Source organism: Streptomyces sp. NPDC107500 (assembly GCF_055582785.1).
Map to the genome: position 1 here is coordinate 526,507 of NZ_JBVJPF010000004.1, position 19,204 is coordinate 545,710.

Annotated in this window: 21 protein-coding genes; 8 read left to right on the plus strand and 13 right to left on the minus strand. The window is 72.5% G+C overall.

All coding sequences use genetic code 11. The features are described from left to right. Nucleotides 1-8: 8 nt before the first annotated feature. Both ACZ67M_RS18905 and ACZ67M_RS18910 read left to right on the plus strand, forming a co-directional pair. Nucleotides 9-1,352: an ABC transporter substrate-binding protein gene (locus ACZ67M_RS18905; protein ID WP_469851809.1), complete on the plus strand. Its 1,344-nt coding sequence runs from the start codon at nt 9-11 to the stop codon at nt 1,350-1,352. A 38-nt stretch (nt 1,353-1,390) separates the two neighbouring features. Continuing rightward, a complete protein-coding gene (locus ACZ67M_RS18910; protein ID WP_361367050.1) occupies nt 1,391-2,593 on the plus strand; it encodes a Gfo/Idh/MocA family protein in 1,203 nt (400 codons plus the stop codon). Between the two features lie 31 nt (nt 2,594-2,624). Here ACZ67M_RS18910 and ACZ67M_RS18915 read toward each other — a convergent pair whose 3' ends face one another. Then, on the minus strand, nt 2,625-3,320 hold the full coding sequence (locus tag ACZ67M_RS18915) for a L,D-transpeptidase family protein (protein ID WP_361367046.1): 696 nt from the start codon (nt 3,318-3,320) through the stop codon (nt 2,625-2,627). 147 nt (nt 3,321-3,467) lie between these two features. After that, a complete protein-coding gene (locus ACZ67M_RS18920; RefSeq protein ID WP_469851812.1) occupies nt 3,468-4,268 on the minus strand; it encodes an SDR family NAD(P)-dependent oxidoreductase in 801 nt (266 codons plus the stop codon). Nucleotides 4,269-4,317: 49 nt separating this feature from the next. On the opposite strand from ACZ67M_RS18920, the gene ACZ67M_RS18925 reads away from it, so the two are divergent. Further along, nucleotides 4,318-4,857 (plus strand): hypothetical protein, encoded by a 540-nt coding sequence (locus ACZ67M_RS18925; RefSeq protein ID WP_392013346.1) that lies wholly within the window; start codon nt 4,318-4,320, stop codon nt 4,855-4,857. Here ACZ67M_RS18925 and ACZ67M_RS18930 read toward each other — a convergent pair. From ACZ67M_RS18930 to ACZ67M_RS18945, 4 genes are all read right to left on the minus strand, one after another. After that, nucleotides 4,841-5,767 carry an SDR family oxidoreductase gene (locus tag ACZ67M_RS18930; RefSeq protein ID WP_361367037.1) on the minus strand — a complete coding sequence of 309 codons (927 nt, stop codon included), beginning with the start codon at nt 5,765-5,767 and terminating at the stop codon, nt 4,841-4,843. The two genes, ACZ67M_RS18925 and ACZ67M_RS18930, sit on opposite strands and share 17 nt — an antisense overlap. Nucleotides 5,768-5,869: 102 nt before the next feature. Next, a complete protein-coding gene (locus tag ACZ67M_RS18935; RefSeq protein WP_392013349.1) occupies nt 5,870-6,499 on the minus strand; it encodes an MBL fold metallo-hydrolase in 630 nt (209 codons plus the stop codon). Continuing rightward, entirely contained in the window at nt 6,499-7,587 is a 1,089-nt protein-coding gene (locus ACZ67M_RS18940) for an S-(hydroxymethyl)mycothiol dehydrogenase (RefSeq protein ID WP_361367035.1), read from the minus strand. Before ACZ67M_RS18940 ends, ACZ67M_RS18935 begins: the two co-directional genes overlap by 1 nt. 204 nt (nt 7,588-7,791) lie before the next feature. After that, nucleotides 7,792-8,076: a hypothetical protein gene (locus tag ACZ67M_RS18945; RefSeq protein WP_125491762.1), complete on the minus strand. Its 285-nt coding sequence runs from the start codon at nt 8,074-8,076 to the stop codon at nt 7,792-7,794. A gap of 174 nt (nt 8,077-8,250) precedes the next feature. Here ACZ67M_RS18945 and ACZ67M_RS18950 point away from each other — a divergent pair, with 174 nt between their 5' ends. Beyond that, nucleotides 8,251-8,616: a nuclear transport factor 2 family protein gene (locus tag ACZ67M_RS18950; protein WP_361367032.1), complete on the plus strand. Its 366-nt coding sequence runs from the start codon at nt 8,251-8,253 to the stop codon at nt 8,614-8,616. A 14-nt stretch (nt 8,617-8,630) separates the two neighbouring features. Here ACZ67M_RS18950 and ACZ67M_RS18955 read toward each other — a convergent pair whose 3' ends face one another. After that, nucleotides 8,631-9,638 carry a CU044_5270 family protein gene (locus ACZ67M_RS18955; RefSeq protein WP_469851814.1) on the minus strand — a complete coding sequence of 336 codons (1,008 nt, stop codon included), beginning with the start codon at nt 9,636-9,638 and terminating at the stop codon, nt 8,631-8,633. Continuing rightward, nucleotides 9,631-10,224, minus strand: coding sequence for an RNA polymerase sigma factor (locus tag ACZ67M_RS18960; RefSeq protein WP_352158329.1), 594 nt, complete (start codon nt 10,222-10,224; stop codon nt 9,631-9,633). The genes ACZ67M_RS18955 and ACZ67M_RS18960 overlap by 8 nt, the downstream gene beginning before the upstream one ends. A 105-nt stretch (nt 10,225-10,329) precedes the next feature. On the opposite strand from ACZ67M_RS18960, the gene ctaD reads away from it, so the two are divergent. Both ctaD and ACZ67M_RS18970 read left to right on the plus strand, forming a co-directional pair. Beyond that, nucleotides 10,330-11,946 (plus strand): aa3-type cytochrome oxidase subunit I, encoded by a 1,617-nt coding sequence (ctaD, locus tag ACZ67M_RS18965; RefSeq protein ID WP_469851815.1) that lies wholly within the window; start codon nt 10,330-10,332, stop codon nt 11,944-11,946. Next, on the plus strand, nt 11,943-12,296 hold the full coding sequence (locus ACZ67M_RS18970; protein ID WP_469851817.1) for a hypothetical protein: 354 nt from the start codon (nt 11,943-11,945) through the stop codon (nt 12,294-12,296). Before ctaD ends, ACZ67M_RS18970 begins: the two co-directional genes overlap by 4 nt. 17 nt (nt 12,297-12,313) lie before the next feature. Here the strand turns inward: ACZ67M_RS18970 and ACZ67M_RS18975 are convergent, their stop codons facing one another. Beyond that, the gene (locus ACZ67M_RS18975; protein ID WP_469851819.1) at nt 12,314-12,814 is read right to left on the minus strand and encodes a metallophosphoesterase family protein; all 501 of its coding nucleotides are present in this window, start codon (nt 12,812-12,814) and stop codon (nt 12,314-12,316) included. Between the two features lie 131 nt (nt 12,815-12,945). On the opposite strand from ACZ67M_RS18975, the gene ACZ67M_RS18980 reads away from it, so the two are divergent. Further along, nucleotides 12,946-13,524 carry a hydrolase gene (locus ACZ67M_RS18980; protein WP_392104133.1) on the plus strand — a complete coding sequence of 193 codons (579 nt, stop codon included), beginning with the start codon at nt 12,946-12,948 and terminating at the stop codon, nt 13,522-13,524. A gap of 24 nt (nt 13,525-13,548) precedes the next feature. On the opposite strand, the gene rfbB is transcribed toward ACZ67M_RS18980, so the two are convergent. From rfbB to ACZ67M_RS18995, 3 genes are all read right to left on the minus strand, one after another. Beyond that, nucleotides 13,549-14,523 carry a dTDP-glucose 4,6-dehydratase gene (rfbB, locus tag ACZ67M_RS18985; RefSeq protein ID WP_469851821.1) on the minus strand — a complete coding sequence of 325 codons (975 nt, stop codon included), beginning with the start codon at nt 14,521-14,523 and terminating at the stop codon, nt 13,549-13,551. A gap of 86 nt (nt 14,524-14,609) precedes the next feature. Beyond that, a complete protein-coding gene (locus ACZ67M_RS18990; RefSeq protein ID WP_392017189.1) occupies nt 14,610-14,789 on the minus strand; it encodes a hypothetical protein in 180 nt (59 codons plus the stop codon). Nucleotides 14,790-14,903: 114 nt separating this feature from the next. Continuing rightward, nucleotides 14,904-15,854 carry a LysR family transcriptional regulator gene (locus ACZ67M_RS18995; RefSeq protein ID WP_361359639.1) on the minus strand — a complete coding sequence of 317 codons (951 nt, stop codon included), beginning with the start codon at nt 15,852-15,854 and terminating at the stop codon, nt 14,904-14,906. 155 nt (nt 15,855-16,009) lie between these two features. Between ACZ67M_RS18995 and ACZ67M_RS19000 the strand changes: the two genes are divergently transcribed. After that, entirely contained in the window at nt 16,010-16,705 is a 696-nt protein-coding gene (locus tag ACZ67M_RS19000; protein WP_469851824.1) for a type 1 glutamine amidotransferase domain-containing protein, read from the plus strand. A gap of 15 nt (nt 16,706-16,720) precedes the next feature. On the opposite strand, the gene ACZ67M_RS19005 is transcribed toward ACZ67M_RS19000, so the two are convergent. Next, nucleotides 16,721-19,195 (minus strand): SpoIIE family protein phosphatase, encoded by a 2,475-nt coding sequence (locus ACZ67M_RS19005; RefSeq protein ID WP_469851826.1) that lies wholly within the window; start codon nt 19,193-19,195, stop codon nt 16,721-16,723. Nucleotides 19,196-19,204: the final 9 nt, after the last annotated feature.

The following is a 19,204-nucleotide window of genomic DNA, read 5'->3' on the forward strand; positions in this document are numbered from 1 at the left end:
GGACGGGCATGCGATTTCGTACGGCCGCGGCGGTGACCGGGGCGCTGGCACTCACCCTGGTGAGCGGCTGCGCGCAGGGCGGCTCCACCGGGGACTCCGGGAACACCGTCACGTACTGGCTGTGGGACGCCAACCAGCTGCCCGCGTACCAGGCGTGCGCGAAGGGCTTCGAGCGGCGCAACCCTGGCCTGGACGTGAAGATCACCCAGATGGGCTGGGACGACTACTGGACCAAACTCACCGCGAGCCTGATCGCCGGCACCCAGCCGGACGTCTTCACCGACCACGTCCAGAAGTTCGGCCAGTTCGCCGACCTGGAGGTGCTGGAACCGCTGGACGGCCTCGGCATCGAGGACGCCGACTACCAGCCGGGCCTGGCCGCCGGCTGGCTCGGCCGGGACGGTCACCGCTACGGCACCCCGAAGGACTGGGACACCGTCGCCCTCTTCTACAACGAGGGGATGGCGAAGGACGCCGGACTGAGCGCCGACGAACTGAACGGCCTCTCCTGGAACCCCGAGGACGGCGGCACCTTCGAGAAGGCCGTCGCGCACCTGACCGTGGACGAGCGGGGCAGGCGGGGCGACGAACCCGGTTTCGACAAGGACAACGTCAAGGTCTACGGCCTCGCCTCGGGCGGCGGCGGGGACGGCGACGGCCAGACCACCTGGAGCCACTTCGCCGCGTCCGCGGGCTGGACCTACACCGACAAGGAGCGGTGGGGCACCGAGTACCGGTACGACGACGCCACCTTCCAGTCGGTCGTGGACTGGTACTTCGGACTGGCGGACAAGGGCTACATGGCCCCGCTCAGCGACTACAGCTCCAAGTCCAACCCGGCCAACGCGCAGATGGCCTCCGGCCGGGCGGCGACGGCCTTCGACGGGGCGTGGATGATCTCGACCTACGCCGGTCTCCAGGACATGGACATCGCGACCGCGGTCAACCCGGCCGGCCCCACCGGCGAGCGGGCGACGATGATGAACGGCCTCGCGGACTCCGTCACCAAGAACGCCCGCAACAAGCCGGGCGCCCTGAAGTGGGTGAAGTACCTGGCCTCCGAGGAGTGCCAGCGCACCGTGGGCCGGTACGGCATCGTCTTCCCGGCCACGCCGGAGGGCACCGACGCGGCCGTCGCGGCGTACGAGAAGAAGGGCGTCGACGTGTCGGCCTTCACGCGGCCCGTCGACGACCCGGAGGACTTCCGGACCTTCACCTACCCGATCACGGACAACGCCGCGGACGTGCTGGCCCTCATGCAACCGGCCATGCAGGACGTCTACGGCGGCGGCAAGCCGGTCGGCAGCCTCGACGCGACCAACGACCAGATCAATCTCATCCTCGGCCAGTGACTCGGCCGGTGACTCGACCAGTGAAGGGCATCCCATCCATGACGTTCTCCCTCGGCATCGTCGGTGCCGGCCAGTTCTCCGGCCAGTTCGCCAGGCTGTTCCTGGCCCACCCGGGTGTGCGCGACGTGTACGTCACCGACCTGCTGCCGGAGCGGGCCGAGCGGCTCGCCGCCGACGAAGGCCTGGCCGGCACCTTCCCCAGTTACGAGGCGATGCTGGAGTCCCCGGCGGTCGACGCCGTCGCGGTCTTCACCCAGCGCTGGACCCACGGCCCGCTGGTCCTCCAGGGCCTGGCCGCCGGCAAGCACGTGTATTCGGCGGTCCCCATGGCGATCAGTACGCAGGAGATCGCGGAGATCATCGACGCGGTCAAGGCGACCGGGCTGACGTACATGATGGGTGAGACCAGCCAGTACAACCCGGCGACCGTGCACGCCCGCAACAAGATCGCCGAAGGGGCCTTCGGACGGCTCTTCTACGCCGAGGGCGACTACGTCCACGACATGGACCTGGGCTTCTACGAGGCGTACCAGTACAGCGGCGGCGAGGAGTGGAAGGCCACCGCCAGCTATCCGCCGCTGCTGTACCCGACGCACTCGGTGGGCGGGGTGCTGGGCGCGTGGGGGACGCACGCGGTGAGCGTCTCGGCGCTCGGCGTGGTGGACGAGCGCGGGGACGGCGTCTTCGACCGGTCGGTCAGCCGGTTCGACAACGACGTGTCCAACGCGACGGCGCTGTTCGAGGTGGCCGGCGGCGGGTCGTTCCGCACCAACGAGTTCCGCCGGGTCGGCTACCCCTCGCACATCCGGGAGTCCCGTTTCCGGTTCTTCGGCACGGAGGCGAGCATGGAGCAGCTGGCGACCGTGGCGCTGTGGCAGGACAAGACCGGGGTAGAGGACATCAGCGAACTGCTGGAGCCCAAGCCGACCATGGCGCCGGACGACCCCTCGCTCCAGCACATCGCACCGGAGCTGCGGGCCGCCTTCACCTCGGGTTCGGCGCCGGTGCACGACCGGGCGCGGCTGCCCCGGGCCTTCGACCACCTGCACAACGGCCACGAGGGCAGCCACCACTTCCTGGTGGACGACTTCGTGACCGCCGTGAACTCCCGGACCCTGCCGTCCGTGAACGCGTGGGTCGCCGCCCGCTACACCCTGCCGGGCATCGTCGCGCACGATTCCGCGCGGCAGGGCGGGGTCAGGCTGGAGATCCCGGACTTCGGGGACGCGCCCCGGCCGTGAGGCCGTCGCGCGAGCCGGGTGCCCGTCGGTCTCAGGTGCCCGGCTTGCGGCCGTACACGTAGACGTCGTCGTTCTTCTTCAGCAGCGACCAGTACTTCTTGGCGTCGGTCTTCGTCATGTTGACGCAGCCGTGCGAGCCGGGCGGGCTCCACACGCTGACGCCGACGGAGTGGAAGGCCTGGCCGCCGTCGAAGAACTGGCTGTAGGGCATCGGCACGTCGTAGATGGTCGAGTGGTGGTTGAGGTTGCGCCAGTAGACCTTCTTCAGGCCGGTGCGGGTCTCGTAGCCGTTGCGGCCGGTGCGGACCGGCACGGGGCCGTAGACCAGCTTCTTGCCGTCCTGGATCCAGCTGAGCTGGAGGGTGAGGTCGACGCAGGCGATACGGCCCTTGTTGACCGGGCATTTGCCGGATTTGTTCGGGTTCTTGCCGACGGCCTTCTGCTTCGTCATCAGGTCCATCACGCCCCACGTGATGGGTCCCGCGTAGCCGGCGTTCGGCGTGATGCCGTGCTTGGTCTGGAAGGCGCGGATGGCCTGGCAGTCGGCGGTGGACTGCTTGCCGTCGGCCGGGCGGCCGAGGAACTTCTCGACCTTCTTCTGGTACGGACCCGTCGTCGCGGTGCAGCTCGCGGCCTGGGCCGGCGCGGCCGTGAGCACGAGCGTGAGCGGTGCCACCAGCGCGGTGACCCCGAGTGCGACGACTCCTCGTCTGCGTATGTCCCCCATGGCCGGCCTTTCCCGAAGCGGTGAGGTGGTCGGAGGTCGCCGTGGTGCGCCCCCCGGCCTGATAGACAGCCGCCGGGGGGATTCGGTTGCCCTGCCGCGCCCACTGGCCACGAAAGCGTGACAAACGCCACCGGGTTCGCGCCACTCTCAGTCCGTCTCGCCCCACGCCCTCATGGCCTGCCGGAACCCCGTGTTGACCGCGGTCAGACCGCCGTCGACCGCCAGTGTGGTGCCGGTGATCCACGACGCGTCGCGCGAGGCCAGGAAGGCGACGGCCGCCGCGATGTCCTCCGGCTCGCCGACCCGGCCCAGCGGGTACAGGTCCCGTACCGCCGCCAGCTCCTCGTCCCGGCCCTCCCAGGCCGTGGTGCGCACCGTGCCCGGCGTCACGAGGTTGACGCGGACGCCGCGCGCGGCGGCGTGTCCGGCGAGGGTGCGGGTCAGCGAGCCGAGGCCGGCCTTGGCGGCGCTGTAGGCGTGGTTGCCGAAGTCCTGGACGCCGTTGACCGAGCCGACGCTCACGATCGCGCCCCGCCCGGTGGCCGCGAGGTGGGGCAGCGCGGCCCGGCAGCAGCGGTAGGCGCCGGTGAGGGTCACGTCGAGGTCGCGGGCCCAGACCTCGTCGGGTTCGTCCTCGAAGAGCGGGGCGTCGGGGGTGCAGGCGTAGGCGTTGTTGACCAGGACGTCGAGGGCGCCGAAGGTGTCCACGGCGTGCGCGACGGCCGCTTCGACGGACACCCGGTCGCCGACGTCGCAGGCGAACGCCTCGGCGGTCAGTCCCTGTTCGGTCAGCGCGTCCGCCGTGCGCCGGGCCGCGGGCAGGTCGATGTCGGTCAGCAGCACCTTCGCCCCCTCGGTGGCCAGCCGGCGTGCGGTGGCCGCTCCGATGCCCCGGGCGGCGCCGGTGACGAGTACTCCGTGGTCCGTGAAACGCCTGATGTCCGTCATGGGCCCGACCGTAGTGCCGGGGCGATCACCGGGCGGCTACCGTGCCGCCATGTCCGCATTTCTGCAGCAACTCCCCGCGCTCCTGGGTGTCGTGATCGGCGCGCTCGGTTCCTATCTCGCCGTGGTCCGCAGTGACCGGGCCCGGCTGCGGCGGGAGACCGAGGCCCGCTGGGAGGAGCGCAGGCTGGCGGTGTACGCCGACTACGCGCGGGTCCTGAAGACCTCGGTCACGCTGACCTACCGGATAGCCGCCCACCTCGGCAACGACCCGCACCCGCACCCCCTCGACCCGCGCGACGCCGCCGCCGCGCAGGCCGAGGCGGCGGTGTCGCGGGATCCCGCCGGGGAGGCGCTGCTGCTGCTGGGCAGCAGGCTGGTGGTGGAGAAGGCGCGGGTGTGGGTCGTCGCGGTGCTGGACATGGAGCGTTTCCTGCGCGAGGAGACGCGTGACCCCGCCGCCTGGCAGGCCCTGCTGGAGCGGCACCGGGCCGCGCGGGAGGGCTACTACGCGGCGGTGCGCGAGGATCTGGCCCTGCCGCCGGGGCACGGCGCCCGGTGGGCGCTGCCGCCCGTCAGCGATACCCGGTGACGTCGGCCGGACGGCCGGCGTCCTGCACCTCGACGAGGTAGCGCCAGGCGTCCGGGCGGCTGCCGTCGAGGTCGGTGAAGCCGTACTCCTGGGCGAGCCCCCCGCTGGAGAGGGAGCGGCCGTTGAATCGCGCCACGTCCGGGTCGGCGGCCAGCGCGGCCACGGCCCGGCCCACGTAGCGGGGCGTCTCGGAGATGGCGAAGTGCGGGACGCGGTCGAGGGCGTCGCGCCAGTTGTCCTCGCGTACGCCGTAGTGGTCGAGCATGATCTCGGAACGCAGCCAGCCCGGGGTCAGCGCCACGGCCGTGGCGCCGCGCGGTCCGAGTTCGTGGCCGAGGGCGAAGGCCATGCGTACGACGGACGTCTTGGCCAGGTCGTAGAAGAAGGAGTTGCGGTAGTGGTCGCGGTTGTAGTCGTCGGTGCCGTCGGTGACCTCGACGACCAGTCCGCCCGACCCGCGCAGCAGCAGCGGCAGGGCGTGGTGGCTGGTGACGGCGTGCGTCTCGACCGCGAGGCGCAGCAGCCGCAGCCCCTTGTCGAGGTCGTGCTCCCATACGGGCCTGTCCCACTCGAAGAGGTTCTCGCCGCCCCAGATGTCGTTGACCAGGATGTCCAGGCGGCCCTGCTCGCGGGCGATGCGGTCGACGAGCCGGGCGACCTGCTCCGGTTCGAGGTGGTCGGCGGGCACCGCGATACCGTGCCCGCCGGCCTCGGTGACCAGGTCGGCGGTGTCCTCGATGGCCTCGGGGCGGTCGTACTCCGAGCGCCGGGCGCGGGTGCTGCGGCCGGTGACGTAGACGGTCGCACCGGCCGCGCCCAGTTCGACGGCGATGCCCCGTCCGGCGCCCCGGGTGGCTCCCGCGACGAGTGCGACCCTGCCCGCCAACGGACTCTTCGGTTCCTGTGCCATGTCCGGCTTCCCGTTCCTCTCCCGCACGAATGCTGTCGGGTCCGAGGGTGCCCGGGAAGCCGGACATCTTCTGTCACCTTTTCCGCGTGTCCCGCACGGGGGTCAGTGCCCCCGGTCGATCCACTCCTTCAGGTGCGGGGCCTCGGTGCCGATGGTGGTCGCGTCGCCGTGTCCGGTGCGGACCTCGGTCTCCGGCGGGAGCACCAGCAGCCGGTCGCGGATCGAGTCGATGATGGTCGGGAAGTCGGAGTAGGACCGGCCGGTGGCGCCGGGTCCGCCCTGGAAGAGGGTGTCGCCGGTGAAGACGGTGCCGAGACCGGGGTCGTACAGGCAGACCGCGCCGGGGGCGTGCCCGGGGGTGTGCAGGACGGTCAGGTCGGCGCCGGCCGCCTCGATGACCTGGCCGTCCGTCAGCCAGGCGTCGGGGTCCCGGTCGGGGTGGGTCTGCCGCCACAGCGGCAGGTCGTCGCGGTGCAGCCAGATGGTGGCGCCGGTGCGGTCGGCGAGGGCGGGCGCCGCGCCCACGTGGTCGTTGTGTCCGTGGGTGCAGACGATGGCGGTCAGGCGCCGGTCGCCGACGGCCTCGGCGATCGCGTCGGCGTCGTGGGCGGCGTCGATGACGACGACCTCGTGGTCGTCGCCGACCAGCCAGACGTTGTTGTCGACGTCCCAGGTGCCGCCGTCGAGCTTGAACTGGCCGGAGGTGACGAGGCGTTCGATGCGCGCGGACATCAGAGCACCACCACCGAGCGGAGCACGTCGCCCGCGTGCATCCGGTCGAAGGCCTGCTCGACCTCGTCCAGCCGGATGGTCTCGGTGACGAACTTGTCCAGCGCGAGGCGGCCCTGGAGGTGCAGGTCGATGAGCATCGGGAAGTCCCGGGAGGGCAGGCAGTCGCCGTACCAGGAGGACTTCAGCGAACCGCCGCGCCCGAAGACGTCCAGCAGCGGCAGTTCCAGCTTCATCTCGGGCGTCGGCACGCCGACCAGGACGACGGTGCCGGCCAGGTCGCGGGCGTAGAAGGCCTGCCGGTAGGTCTCGGGACGGCCGACCGCCTCGATGACGACGTCGGCGCCGAAGCCGCCGGTCAGTTCGCGGACGGCCTCGACGGGGTCGGTCTCGCGGGAGTTGACGGTGTGGGTGGCGCCCATGGAGCGGGCGGTCTCCAGCTTGCGGTCGTCGATGTCCACGGCGATCACCTTCGCGGCCCCCGCCAGGTGGGAGCCGGCGATGGCCGCGTCGCCGACACCGCCGCAGCCGATGACGGCGACGGTGTCACCGCGCCCGACATTGCCGGTGTTGATGGCGGCGCCGATGCCGGCCATCACCCCGCAGCCCAGGAGACCGGCCACCTGTGGGGAGACGGCCGGGTCGACCTTGGTGCACTGCCCGGCGGCGACCAGGGTCTTCTCCGCGAAGGCGCCGATGCCGAGGGCCGGGGACAGCTCCTGCCCGGTCGAGGCGAGGGTCATCTTCTGCTCGGCGTTGTGGGTGTCGAAGCAGTACCAGGGGCGACCGCGCAGACAGGCCCGGCAGGTGCCGCACACGGCACGCCAGTTGAGGATCACGAAGTCGCCGGGGGCCACGTCGGTGACGCCCGCGCCGACCGACTCCACGACACCGGCGGCCTCGTGGCCGAGCAGGAAGGGGTAGTCGTCGCTGATGCCGCCCTGCTTGTAGTGCAGGTCGGTGTGGCACACCCCGCAGGCCTGGACCTTGACCACGGCCTCGCCGGGGCCGGGATCGGGCACGACGATCGTCTCGATCCGGACCGGCTCGTCCTTGCCCGGTGCGATCACGCCGCGTACTTCCTGCGCCATGCTTGTGACCCTTTCCTCGGCCGTTCAGCTTCCCTGACGACCCTACGCGCAACGGATCGTACGGTCCTCAGGACCACCCGCCTCGACGCTCTGGCCGCCGGACGGTCTGGAGGCGCTGGTGGGGCACCGCGGCACCAAGCCGGACGGAGCCGGCGGCGACCCGGTTCCTGGCGGCCGGCGGCTGAGCGCGCCGGCCGCCAGGGGTCAGCCCAGGGCGGGGACGGCACCGAACAGCGGCGACACCAGGTCGGTGACCTGCTGGAGCTGGTCGAGGTCGTTGAGCCGGTTCAGCTGCTGGGAGGGGAGCGGCACCTGGGCACGGTCCTCGGCGGGCATGTCGCCCACCGCGAGCGAGTCGAGGGTGTTGGTCACGCTGAGCTTCTCGGTGCCCAGCGGGCCCCCGCCTGCCGCGCTCGCCATCGGGGCGGCGAGAGCGGTGACACCGGCGGCGAGCCCGACAACGGCGACGATACGTCGTGTGGAGATCATGCCGTGCGCAACGCCGACGGGCCGCGGGCGGAAACGGGCGGCCCACTCCACTCACCCGTGAGGCGCAACGGCCCGGCCGCGATTGCCCCGGGAGCCCGGACGGAGGAAGCTCGGAGGAGAGGGCCAACGACGGCCCGTCACCCCTTCGGGCCCGGTCCCTCGAAGGAGGTCGTCATGAGTACCACCACAGGCCGGGGCTTCGACGCCGAAGCGCTGCGCCGGGGCATCGAGGGGGACTCGGCGGATCCACTCGTGTCGATGTACGCGCAGGACGCCCGGGTCCGCATCGTCGACCGGTACGACCAGCCGAGCCGTCCCAAGGTGCTGCACGGCCGGCAGCAGATCGCCGAGATGCTCGACGACGTCTACAGCCGTGACATGACCCACCGGATGGAACGCTGTGTCGTCCAGGGTGACAACGTCGCGTTCACCGAGGAGTGCACGTATCCGGACGGTGTGCGGGTCCTCGCCGAGTCGATGCTGTCGTTGCGGGACGGGGAAATCGTGGAGCAGACCACCATCCAGGCCTGGGACGAGTAGCCCGGGCGCCGCGGTCAGCGGGTCCAGGCGCGGTACTCCATGACGTCGCCGGCCCGCACGCCGTACTCGGGCTGGTCCTCGGTGAAGGTGGTCTCCAGGCCGAGGACGGCGCCGGTGGCCGGGTTCACGATCAGCATGCGGCGCACGCCGGTCCCCTCGTACACGTAGGCGTGGCCGGGCCGGCCGAGGCGGTCGGTGACCCGTCCGGCGGGACGCAGCCCGCCGTCGTCCGCCAGGAGCCGGGTGAGCGCCGCCGACTCGCGGGCGCCCAGGGTCCAGTTGTCGAGCAGGAGCGCGGTGGCGTCGAGCAGTTCGGGGGTGCCGAGGGACTCGCTGTGCTGTGCCTCCTCCAGATAGGCGCGCAGGCGTGCGGCGTCGTGCGGCGGCGGCGACTCGGGCGGGGCGTCGCTCCAGCTCGGCGGGTGGGTCCGGCGGCTGATGACGTGGCCGTCCTCCACCAGGCGGGGCGTGCCGTCCTCGTCCTCGCCGAGGACCGGGCGTCCCGGGTGGCGCGGGTCGGTCGCGACGACCAGCTCGGTGGAGCGGCCGTCGGCCGTCCAGCGCACGACGCGCTCCTCGGGGAGCGTGACCGGAGGTGCGTCGTCGGACATGCCCAGGCTCCAAGACCGCACGTGCGTGCCCTTGCGCAGTGCGGGTCCGCCGTCCGCCGCGGCCCGTTCGGCACGGTCGGCGAGCCGGTCCAGCGGCAGGGGCCTGGCGTCGGCGAGCACGGCCAGCGGCCGGGGCGCGGCGACGGCGGGCGCGGTGCTGGGACCGCCGAGCAGCAGCACCGCCACGGTCACGGCGACGACGGCGCCGGCGGCCAGCGCCCAGGCCGCGCGGACACGGCGCCGGGCGGGCCGCGCGCACCACCGGGACGGCCGGGACGGTGCAGCCGGCAGGCCGTGCAGCAGCCCTTCGAGGTGGCGTTCGGCGCGCGGGCCGAGGGGCCCGTCGCCCAGCCGCGGGGCGTCGGCGGGGACCGGGTTGGCGCGGCGCAGGAGGTCGAGTTCGTCAGCCATGGCCGTGTTCCTTCGCGGGGATGGCGTCGGCGGTGGTCGCCGGGTGCGGGGGCCGCCTTGCGGCGTGCGGGACGGCCGTCGAGGGCCGGCCCATGCGGTCGATCTCCGTTCTCAGCCGGGCGCGGGCGCGGTGCAGCCGCATCGACGCGGCCCGGCTGCCGCAGCCGAGGGCGACGGCCAGTTCGTCCACGCCGAGTTCCTCCCAGGCGGTCAGCCGCAGCACCTCCTGGTCCTTGTCGGAGAGCCTGGCCAGCGCCTCGTGCACCCAGCCGCCGGGCGGTTCCGCCTCGGGTCCGGAGGTGAGGTGCCGGCCGTGCGCGGCGTGGTCGTTGCCGAGCCGGTCCAGGAGCCGGCGTCGGCGGCCCCGGCCGCGCACCGCGTTGGCCAGGCAGTTGCGTGCCACCCCGTACAGCCAGGGCAGCGGGGTGTGCGGCAGCTCGGCGCGGCGGCGCCAGGCCACCGTGAACACCTCCGCCACCACTTCCTCGACCTCGCCGGTGCGCCCGTCCAGCCGTCGCGCCACATAGCGGCTGACCGCCCAGTAGTGCTCGCGGTAGGCAGCGGCGAAAATCTCGTCGTTGCTCATGTCGTGTTCGTGTCCGGCACCCTCGTGATCGTCACGGGTGATTTCGTGACGCTCGTCTCGTCGTACGAGTGTGACGTCCCCGCGGGGCTCGGACACAGGCGGGGCGTGAGGAACCTCAAGAGCATCAAGTGGCTGACGACCACTGACCACAAGACGATCGGCACGCTGTATCTGGTGACGTCGTTCGCCTTCTTCTGCATCGGCGGCGTGATGGCCCTCTTCATGCGCGCCGAGCTGGCCCGGCCGGGTCTGCAGATCATGTCGAACGAGCAGTTCAACCAGGCGTTCACGATGCACGGCACGATCATGCTGCTGATGTTCGCGACGCCGCTGTTCGCCGGCTTCACGAACTGGATCATGCCGCTGCAGATCGGCGCGCCGGACGTGGCGTTCCCGCGGCTGAACATGTTCGCCTACTGGCTGTACCTGTTCGGCTCGACCATCGCGGTGGGCGGGTTCCTGACCCCGCAGGGCGCGGCCGACTTCGGCTGGTTCGCGTACTCCCCGCTGTCCGACGCGGTGCACTCGCCCGGCATCGGCGGCGACCTGTGGATCATGGGTCTGGCCTTCTCCGGCTTCGGCACCATCCTCGGCGCGGTCAACTTCATCACCACGATCATCTGCATGCGCGCGCCCGGCATGACGATGTTCCGGATGCCGATCTTCACCTGGAACGTGCTGCTGACCGCGGTGCTGGTCCTGCTGGCCTTCCCGGTGCTGGCCGCGGCCCTGTTCGCGCTGGAGGCGGACCGCAAGTTCGGCGCGCACATCTTCGACTCGGCCAACGGCGGGGCGCTGCTGTGGCAGCACCTGTTCTGGTTCTTCGGCCATCCCGAGGTGTACATCATCGCGCTGCCGTTCTTCGGCATCGTCAGTGAGATCATCCCGGTCTTCTCCCGCAAGCCGATCTTCGGTTACACGGGTCTGGTCGCGGCGACGATCGCGATCGCGGGTCTGTCGGTGACGGTGTGGGCGCACCACATGTACGTCACGGGCGGCGTGCTGTTGCCGTTCTTCTCCTTCATGACCTTCCTGATCGCGGTCCCGACCGGTGTGAAGTTCTTCAACTGGATCGGCACCATGTGGAAGGGCTCGCTGTCCTTCGAGACACCGATGCTGTGGTGCACGGGGTTCCTCGTCACGTTCCTGTTCGGGGGCCTGACGGGGGTGATGCTGGCGTCGCCCCCCATCGACTTCCATGTCTCGGACTCGTACTTCGTGGTGGCGCACTTCCACTACGTGGTGTTCGGCACGGTGGTGTTCGCGATGTTCGCGGGCTTCCACTTCTGGTGGCCGAAGTTCACCGGCAAGATGCTGGACGAGCGCCTGGGTAAGATCACGTTCTGGACGCTGTTCGTCGGTTTCCACGGCACGTTCCTGGTCCAGCACTGGCTGGGCGCGAACGGCATGCAGCGCCGGATCCCGGACTATCTGGCGGTGGAGGGCCTGACGCCGCTGAACACCGTCTCCAGCGTCTTCTCCTTCCTGCTCGGCATGTCGCTCCTGCCGTTCTTCTACAACGTCTGGAAGACGGCCAAGTACGGCAAGCCGGTCGGTACGGACGACCCCTGGGGTTACGGCCGTTCGCTGGAGTGGGCGACCTCCTGCCCGCCGCCGCGGCACAACTTCCTCACCCTGCCGCGCGTCCGCAGCGAATCCCCGGCGTTCGACCTGCACCACTCCCCCGCCGCCGGCGCGGAGCGGGAGCTGACGCTCCGGTGACGGGCGAGGACGTCCGCCCGGCGGCCGCCCGGGCGCTGATCAACGAGATCGAGGGGCACCTGCTGGTGGCCGCCACCCGTGAGGAGGGGCGGACTGCCGCCGCCCGTTTCTCCGCCTCCCTCGACCTGCTGACGGGGCATCAGCTCCGGCAGGTGGAGGAGCGCTTCGAGGCCGAGTACCTCGCGCTCAGCCGTGCCTCCTGGCAGCGCACGGCCGAACGTGCCGGGCGGCTGCGCGGGGAGTACGAGGAGCGGTACCGGGCGCTGCGACGGCGGTTGCTGGCCGGGTGCCTGCTGGGATGGTGCGCGGCCCTCGGGTGCGTGGGCACGCTGCTCCTGGGACGGGCGTAGCCGCCCGGCGCCGCGGCTCAGCGCCGGGGCAGCCGGTGCAGTTCCACGTCCGCGAGCCGGCCGTCGGCGACCGTGGCCGTCATGTAGGTGCAGTACGGCTGACGGCGGCGGTCCGTCGGCGATCCCGGGTTCAGCAGGCGCGGGCCGCCGGGCGCGGTGCTGTCCCACGGGATGTGGCTGTGCCCGAAGACGAGGACGTCGAGGCCGGGGAAGCGGGCGGCGCACCGGGCCTCGCGCCCCTGGGCCGCGCCCGTCTCGTGGACGACTCCGAAGCGCAGGCCGCCGAGGTCGGCGTGCGCCACCTCGGGGAGGCGGGCGCGCAGCCCGGGGCCGTCGTTGTTGCCGTACACCGCGACGAGCCGTTGGCTGCGGCTCTCCAGCAGGTCGAGGGTGGCCGTGTCGACCCAGTCCCCCGCGTGCAGGACGACGTCGGCGCGCGGGATCTCCGCCAGCAGGGGCGCCGGCAGTTCCTTCGCCCGCTTGGGCAGGTGGGTGTCGGACATGAGGAGCAGACGCACATGTCCAGGGTAGCAATCAACAGGTAAAACTGTGCAGTCTTAACTGGACAGTCTTAGCTGTAGAAATTAGCGTGCCGGTATGGAGGCGAAAGGTCTCCGGCGTTCCCGAAGCATCCGAAAGGCACCCCCTGATGGCCGTCACCACCCTCGACCCCCGCACCGCCCTCGTCGTGATCGACCTCCAGGCGGGCATCGTCGCCGCACCGACCGAGCCCTTCGGCGGGGCCGAAGTCGTCGCCCGGAGCGCCGAGCTGGCGGACGCGTTCCGCGCCCGTGACCTGCCCGTGGTCCTGGTCCGGGTCTCCTTCGCCGCCGACGGCGCGGACGCCGTGCCCGGCCGCACGGAGGCCGGACCCGGCGGGGCCCGGCCCGAGGGCTGGGACGTCGTCGTCGACGAGCTGGCCGGCCACCCCGGCGACCTCACCGTCACCAAGCGCAACTGGGGCGCCTTCCACGGCACCGGCCTCGACGTCCAGCTGCGCCGCCGCGGGGTCACCCAGATCGTGCTGACCGGCATCGCCACCAGCATCGGCGTGGAGTCCACGGCCCGCGCCGCCCACGAGCACGGCTACCACGTCACGCTCGCCACCGACGCGATGAGCGACATGAACGCGGAGGCGCACCGCAACAGCGTCGAGCGGATCTTCCCGCGGCTCGGGGAGACGGGCACGACGGCGGAGATCCTGGAGCTGCTGGCCAAGAGCCACTGAGCGAGCCCACTCGCCCCTCGCCCCTCATTCCGCGCCGACGCGCAGCTTCAGCGGCTCCCACCAGGCCCGGTTCTCCCGGTACCAGGCGACGGTCCCGGCCAGCCCGGCCGCCAGGTCCCGGCGGGGACGGTAGCCCAGCTCGTCGCGGGCCTTGTCCCAGTCGACCGAGTAGCGCAGGTCGTGCCCCTTGCGGTCCTCGACGTGCACGACCCGGTCCCATCGGGCGCCGCAGGCGTCTAGGAGCAGGCCGGTGAGGTCGCGGTTGCTCAGCTCGGTGCCGCCGCCGATGTTGTAGACCTCGCCGGCCCGGCCCCGGGTCCGCGCCAGGTCGACGCCCCGGCAGTGGTCGTCCACGTGCAGCCAGTCGCGCACGTTGCGCCCGTCGCCGTAGAGCGGCACGGTCAGTCCGTCCAGGAGGCGGGTGACGAACAGCGGCACGATCTTCTCGGGGAACTGGTGCGGGCCGTAGTTGTTGGAGCAGCGGGTCACCCGTACGTCCAGGCCGTGGGTGCGGTGGTACGAGAGGGCCAGCAGATCGCCCGAGGCCTTCGAGGCGGAGTAGGGGGAACTGGGCCGCAGCGGGTGCTCCTCGGTCGCCGAACCGGTGTCCAGGGAGCCGTAGACCTCGTCGGTGGAGACGTGCACGAAGGGGCCCACACCGTGCCTCAGCGCCGCGTCCAGCAGGGTCTGGGTACCGACGACGTTGGTGAGGACGAAGTCCGCGGCGGCGTCGATCGAGCGGTCCACGTGCGACTCGGCGGCGAAGTGCACCACTTGGTCGGCGTCGGCCATCAGCTTGTCGACGAGTCCGGCGTCTCGGATGTCCCCGTGCACGAAGTGCAGCCGGGGGTGGCCCACTTCGAGGTTGGTGAGGGTGCCCGCGTAGGTGAGGCCGTCCAGCACCGTGATGTGCGGCGCTCCGGGGGCGTCGGAGGCTAGGAGCGTCCGGACGTACCGGGAGCCGATGAAGCCGGCTGCGCCGGTGACCAGGAGGTGCATGAACGGTGCCTTGCTGCGGTCGGGAGGAGTGGCGGGACGGTACCGACGTTACCCACGTGTCCCGTGTGGCCCGCTGCCGGGCGGTCTCAGTCCTCGCCCCGCACGATGTTCCACTCCTGGCCCGTGCGCGGTGCGCGGGGGACCCCGCGGTCCTCGACGGCGGGTATGCAGGTGCGCATGGCACCCCTGGCGCGCAGCCGACGGGCCTTCGACCAACCCGTCTCCGGCCTCCGGACGACGATGTGCTCGCTGGTGTCCGTTCTCACGGGTTTTCATCCTCCTTGTGTCCGTTGTCTACCTCCCTCGGGTCCCCGGGCACGACGCCGCGAAACACCGGGCGCACGGGCCACACCGCCACTACGGGCCCGGTGTGGCGCGGGTCACCACTCGCGTGCGGCGTGCAGGAGGTGGTCCCGGACGAGGGGCACGTGCGGGTTGTCGAAGGCGCCGGGGCGGTGCACCAGGTAGGCGGTGTTGATCGGCGCGTCCTCGGGTTCGTCGAGCAGGGCGAGCGCGCCGGAGTCCAGTTCGGCGGCGCACAGGTACCGCGGCAGGACGCTGAACCCGGACCCGGCGGCGACCATGGCGACGACCGCCCGCAGGTCGGGGACGGAGACGGCGGCCCGGCAGGTCAGACGCCGGCCGAAGACGTGCCGCCAGTAGCGGCGGACGATCGGGAGGTCCTCGGCATAGCTGATCAGGGGGACCTCGTGCAGGGCGCCGGGCCCCTCGGCGGCGAGGGCGGGCCGGAGCCGGCCGGCCAGGGCCGGGGCGGCGACCAGGACGAACTCCTCGTCCGCCAGGGGCACCGCGGACAGTCCGCGGCCGCGCGGGCGGCTCGTCGCGATCACCAGGTCGTGCCGCCCGGCCCGCAGCTCGTCGAGGAGCGGGTCGGTCAGACCCGGCCCCACCCGCAGCCGTACGCCGTCGGCGACCAGGCCGGAGAGCGCGGGCAGGGCGCGGGTGGAGAGCAGTTCGGCGGGTCCGGCCAAGTGGACCGGCCCGGGCCGGGTGCGGCCGGTCGGGTCGTGCCCGGCGGCCGCCGCGAGGGCGTCGAGGGGCGCGGCGACACGCGCGGCGAGTTCGTCGGCCACCGCGGTCGGGGCGACTCCGCGCGGCAGTCGCTCGAACAGTTCGCGGCCGGTCTGCCGCTCCAGGGCGCGCATCTGCGTGGTGACGGTCGGCTGGGACAGGCCGAGGAGCTGGGCCGCGGCCGTGAAGGACCCGGAGCGGTGGACCGCGAGGAAGGTCCGCAGCAGGTTGAGGTCGGGCGGCGCGGCGGCCGGGGTGGTGGCGCCGGCGTGGTCCGTCGCGGGGTCACTGTGTCGCACCCCTGAACCCTACGGCGGCACGGCGGGACGGTGCCATACGGATTCCTATGGCTGTCATCGGCCGTGGCATTGGCGATGCGCAGGGCTCGGGTCCTAGTTTCGGACGCAGCGCCGCGTACGACGGATCGCGGCCCGTCCTTACGGGAGACCCCTACATGTCGAAGATCCTCTTTGTTCTCACCGGCGCCGACCACTGGACGCTGGCCGACGGCACCCGGCACCCGACGGGCTTCTGGGCGGAGGAGGCCGTCGACCCGTACGAGGCGTTCAAGGCCGCCGGTCACGAGGTCGTCGTGGCCACGCCGGGCGGGGTCGTGCCGCCCGTCGACCGGGCGTCGCTGGCCCCGGAGGTCAACGGCGGCCAGGAGAACGCCGACCGGATCGCCCACGCGCTGGAGGGCTTCACGGAGCTGCGGCACCCGGTGAGCCTCTCCGAGGTCCGGCTGCGGGACTACGCGGCGGTCTTCTACCCCGGCGGCCACGGCCCCATGGAGGACCTCGCCGTCGACGCCGACTCCGGCCGGCTGCTGACCGAGGCGCTGCGTGCCGGGACAACGCTCGGAGTGGTCTGCCACGGTCCGGCCGCGCTGCTGGCCGCCGTGGACGCCGAGGGGGCCAACGCCTTCGCGGGCCTGGAGGTGGCCGCGTTCACCAACGAGGAGGAGACGCAGGGCGGTCTCGCGGAGCGGGCCTCGTGGCTGCTGGAGGACCGGCTCGGCCAGGCCGGGATCGTCGTCCGCGCGGCGCAGCCGTGGGCCCCGCACCTGGTCGCCGACCGGAACCTGGTCACCGGCCAGAACCCGGCGTCCGCCGCCCCGCTCGCCGAGGAGCTGCTGAAGCGGCTCGGCTGAACCGGCCGGGGACGCTCACGGGTTCAGCGGGACCTCGCTCCAGACCAGCTTGCCCCCGCCGACCGGCAGCGTCCCCCACGCCGCCGACATCGCCTCGACCAGGAGGATGCCGCGCCCGCCCGTGGCCTCCCAGCCGATGCTGGTCGGCTTGACCGGCGTACGCGGTGAGGCGTCGGCCACCGCGACCCGCATCCGGCCGCCGATCAGGGCGAGGTCGAGCCGGACCCGGCCGTCGGTGTGCACCAGGGCGTTGGTGACCAGCTCGGAGACGATGAGGAGTACCGCGTCGATGCCGTCGTCGGGCACGCCCCAGGAGCGCAGGGTGCGCCGGGTGAAGCGGCGGGCGTGCCTGACGGCCTCCGGCAGCCGCCACACGGACCAGCTCTCCCGCAGCGGGCGCGGTGCCATGCCGTCGTAGCGCACCAGGAGCAGGGCGACGTCGTCGCTGCGGCGGGCGTTGCCGAGCAGCGCGTCGGCGACGAGCCCGAGGTGCGCGGGGTCCGACGCGGCCAGCGCGTGCGCGAACCGGTCCATGCCCTCGTCGATGTCGGCGTCGGGGGACTCCACGAGACCGTCGGTGGTGAGGGCGATCAGCGTGCCGGGCCGCAGCCGCAGCGGGCTCATCGGAAAGGCGGCCTGCGTCACCACGCCGAGCGGTGGGCCGCCGGGCACCTCGGCGATGTCCGTGCTGCCGTCGGGGTGGCGCAGCACGGGCGGCAGATGTCCGGCCCGGACGCACCAGGCCGAGCCCTCCTCCATGTCGAGGTCGACGTAGACGCAGGTGGCGAAGAGGTCGGTCTCCATGCCGGTCAGCAGCCGGTTGGCGCGGGAGACCACGACGTCCGGCGGGTGGCCCTCGACGGCGTAGGCGCGCAGGGCGGTGCGCATCTGGCCCATCAGGGTGGCCGCGCCCGCGCTGTGGCCCTGGACGTCGCCGATCACGAGGGCGACGTGGTGGTCGGGCAGCGGGATGACGTCGTACCAGTCGCCGCCCAGCTCCAGTCCGGCCGTGCTCGGCAGGTACCGGGCGACGGCGACCGCGCCGGGCAGCTTCGGCAGCCGGCGCGGCAGCAACTGCCGCTGGAGCATGCCGACCAGTTCGTGCTCGGCGTCGAAGGCGCGGGCACGGGTCAGGGCCTGTCCGGCGAGGCCGGCGGAGGCGGTGAGCAGGGCCCGTTCGTCGGGGCCGAAGTCGTGCGGGGTGTCCCAGCCGATCAGACAGGCGCCGGCCATGCGGCCGGCGGCGGGCAGCGGCAGTACGGCGAGGCCGCCGGGGCCCACGTCGGCGAGGGCGGGTTCCAGGTCGCCGGTGCCGGCGGGCCAGATGCGGGCGCGTCCCTCGCGCAGCGCGGCGGCGAGGGTGGGCATGGCCCGGACCGGCGCGTCCGGCCACTCGGTACGCCACTCCAGCCGCCACAGCTCGGGCCAGGACTCCGGTTCGGGCGGGTCCAGGACGGTGACGACGAGCCGGTCGTTCTCCAGCTCGGCCAGGGCGATCCGGTCGGCGCGCAGCGGTCTGCGCAGGGCGGCGACCACGGCCTGGCCGACGTCGCGGACGGTACCGGCGGTGGCCAGCGCGGCGGCGAGCCGCTGCACGCGGGCCACGTCGGTCACGTCCGGGCGCAGGGTCGACGCGTCGGCGACGGTGCCGACCAGGCGGGTCGGACGCCCCTCGCCGCCGGGCAGCAGGCGTCCGCTCAGCCGGAGCCACTTCGGCGGGCCCGCCGGTTGCAGCACCCGGAACTCCAGCTCGCGGTCGCCGATGGTCATGTGGTCGGACTCGGTCACCGACATCAGGGACGGCAGGTCCTCCGGCACGGTGAGGCCGAGCAGCGTCTCCACCTTGCCGTCGAACTCGCCGGGGGCGAGCCCGAACAGCCGCAGGATGTCGTCGCCGACCTCGACGCGGCCGGTGTCCATCGCCAGGCTGAAGGAGTCCGGCAGCAACTCCCCGTCCTCCTCGGCCTGGGCCGGGGCGGGGCAGATCAGCGCCTCGGCGACCAGTTCGAGGCAGGCCCGGTCCTCCGCGTCGAACCCGTCGGGGCGCTCGGTCAGGGCGAGCAGGCAGCCGCCGCCGTCCCCGCGCACCGGCAGGGTGGCGAGGGAGAAGCCGCTGGAGGGCACGTGCCGCGACTCGGCCGATCCGGCGAACTCCTCGGGGCCGATCCAGACCGGCTCACCGCCGCGGTGTGCGTCCGCGACCGGGGAGCCGCCGGATGCCGGGTAGCTGTCGCGTACTCCGTACAGGGTCCGCGGCACACCGGCCGAGGCGGACAGGCAGAGCAGCTCGGCGTCGTCGCTCGGGGTGTAGAGGGCGGCGAGGGAGGCGCTCGCGAAGACCAGCGCCTGTTCGAGGATCCGGCGGGGCCGCTCCTCCTGCTCCGGGCCGGACGCGATCGCCTTCAGGGCACCCTCGGCACGCAGCGTCCTCGATCCGCGTTCCGCAGCGCCCTGTCCGACCACCTCGCCATTACAGCGCTTATAGGACATCCGCGCAGC

Coding starts and splice junctions, on each gene's coding strand:
- ACZ67M_RS18905 (WP_469851809.1), top strand. CDS start 9: ATGCGATTTCGTACGGCCGCGGCGGTGACCGGGGCGCTGGCACTCACC.
- ACZ67M_RS18910 (WP_361367050.1), top strand. CDS start 1,391: ATGACGTTCTCCCTCGGCATCGTCGGTGCCGGCCAGTTCTCCGGCCAG.
- ACZ67M_RS18915 (WP_361367046.1), bottom strand. CDS start 3,320: ATGGGGGACATACGCAGACGAGGAGTCGTCGCACTCGGGGTCACCGCG.
- ACZ67M_RS18920 (WP_469851812.1), bottom strand. CDS start 4,268: ATGACGGACATCAGGCGTTTCACGGACCACGGAGTACTCGTCACCGGC.
- ACZ67M_RS18925 (WP_392013346.1), top strand. CDS start 4,318: ATGTCCGCATTTCTGCAGCAACTCCCCGCGCTCCTGGGTGTCGTGATC.
- ACZ67M_RS18930 (WP_361367037.1), bottom strand. CDS start 5,767: ATGGCACAGGAACCGAAGAGTCCGTTGGCGGGCAGGGTCGCACTCGTC.
- ACZ67M_RS18935 (WP_392013349.1), bottom strand. CDS start 6,499: ATGTCCGCGCGCATCGAACGCCTCGTCACCTCCGGCCAGTTCAAGCTC.
- ACZ67M_RS18940 (WP_361367035.1), bottom strand. CDS start 7,587: ATGGCGCAGGAAGTACGCGGCGTGATCGCACCGGGCAAGGACGAGCCG.
- ACZ67M_RS18945 (WP_125491762.1), bottom strand. CDS start 8,076: ATGATCTCCACACGACGTATCGTCGCCGTTGTCGGGCTCGCCGCCGGT.
- ACZ67M_RS18950 (WP_361367032.1), top strand. CDS start 8,251: ATGAGTACCACCACAGGCCGGGGCTTCGACGCCGAAGCGCTGCGCCGG.
- ACZ67M_RS18955 (WP_469851814.1), bottom strand. CDS start 9,638: ATGGCTGACGAACTCGACCTCCTGCGCCGCGCCAACCCGGTCCCCGCC.
- ACZ67M_RS18960 (WP_352158329.1), bottom strand. CDS start 10,224: ATGAGCAACGACGAGATTTTCGCCGCTGCCTACCGCGAGCACTACTGG.
- ACZ67M_RS18980 (WP_392104133.1), top strand. CDS start 12,946: ATGGCCGTCACCACCCTCGACCCCCGCACCGCCCTCGTCGTGATCGAC.
- rfbB (WP_469851821.1), bottom strand. CDS start 14,523: ATGCACCTCCTGGTCACCGGCGCAGCCGGCTTCATCGGCTCCCGGTAC.
- ACZ67M_RS19000 (WP_469851824.1), top strand. CDS start 16,010: ATGTCGAAGATCCTCTTTGTTCTCACCGGCGCCGACCACTGGACGCTG.
- ACZ67M_RS19005 (WP_469851826.1), bottom strand. CDS start 19,195: ATGTCCTATAAGCGCTGTAATGGCGAGGTGGTCGGACAGGGCGCTGCG.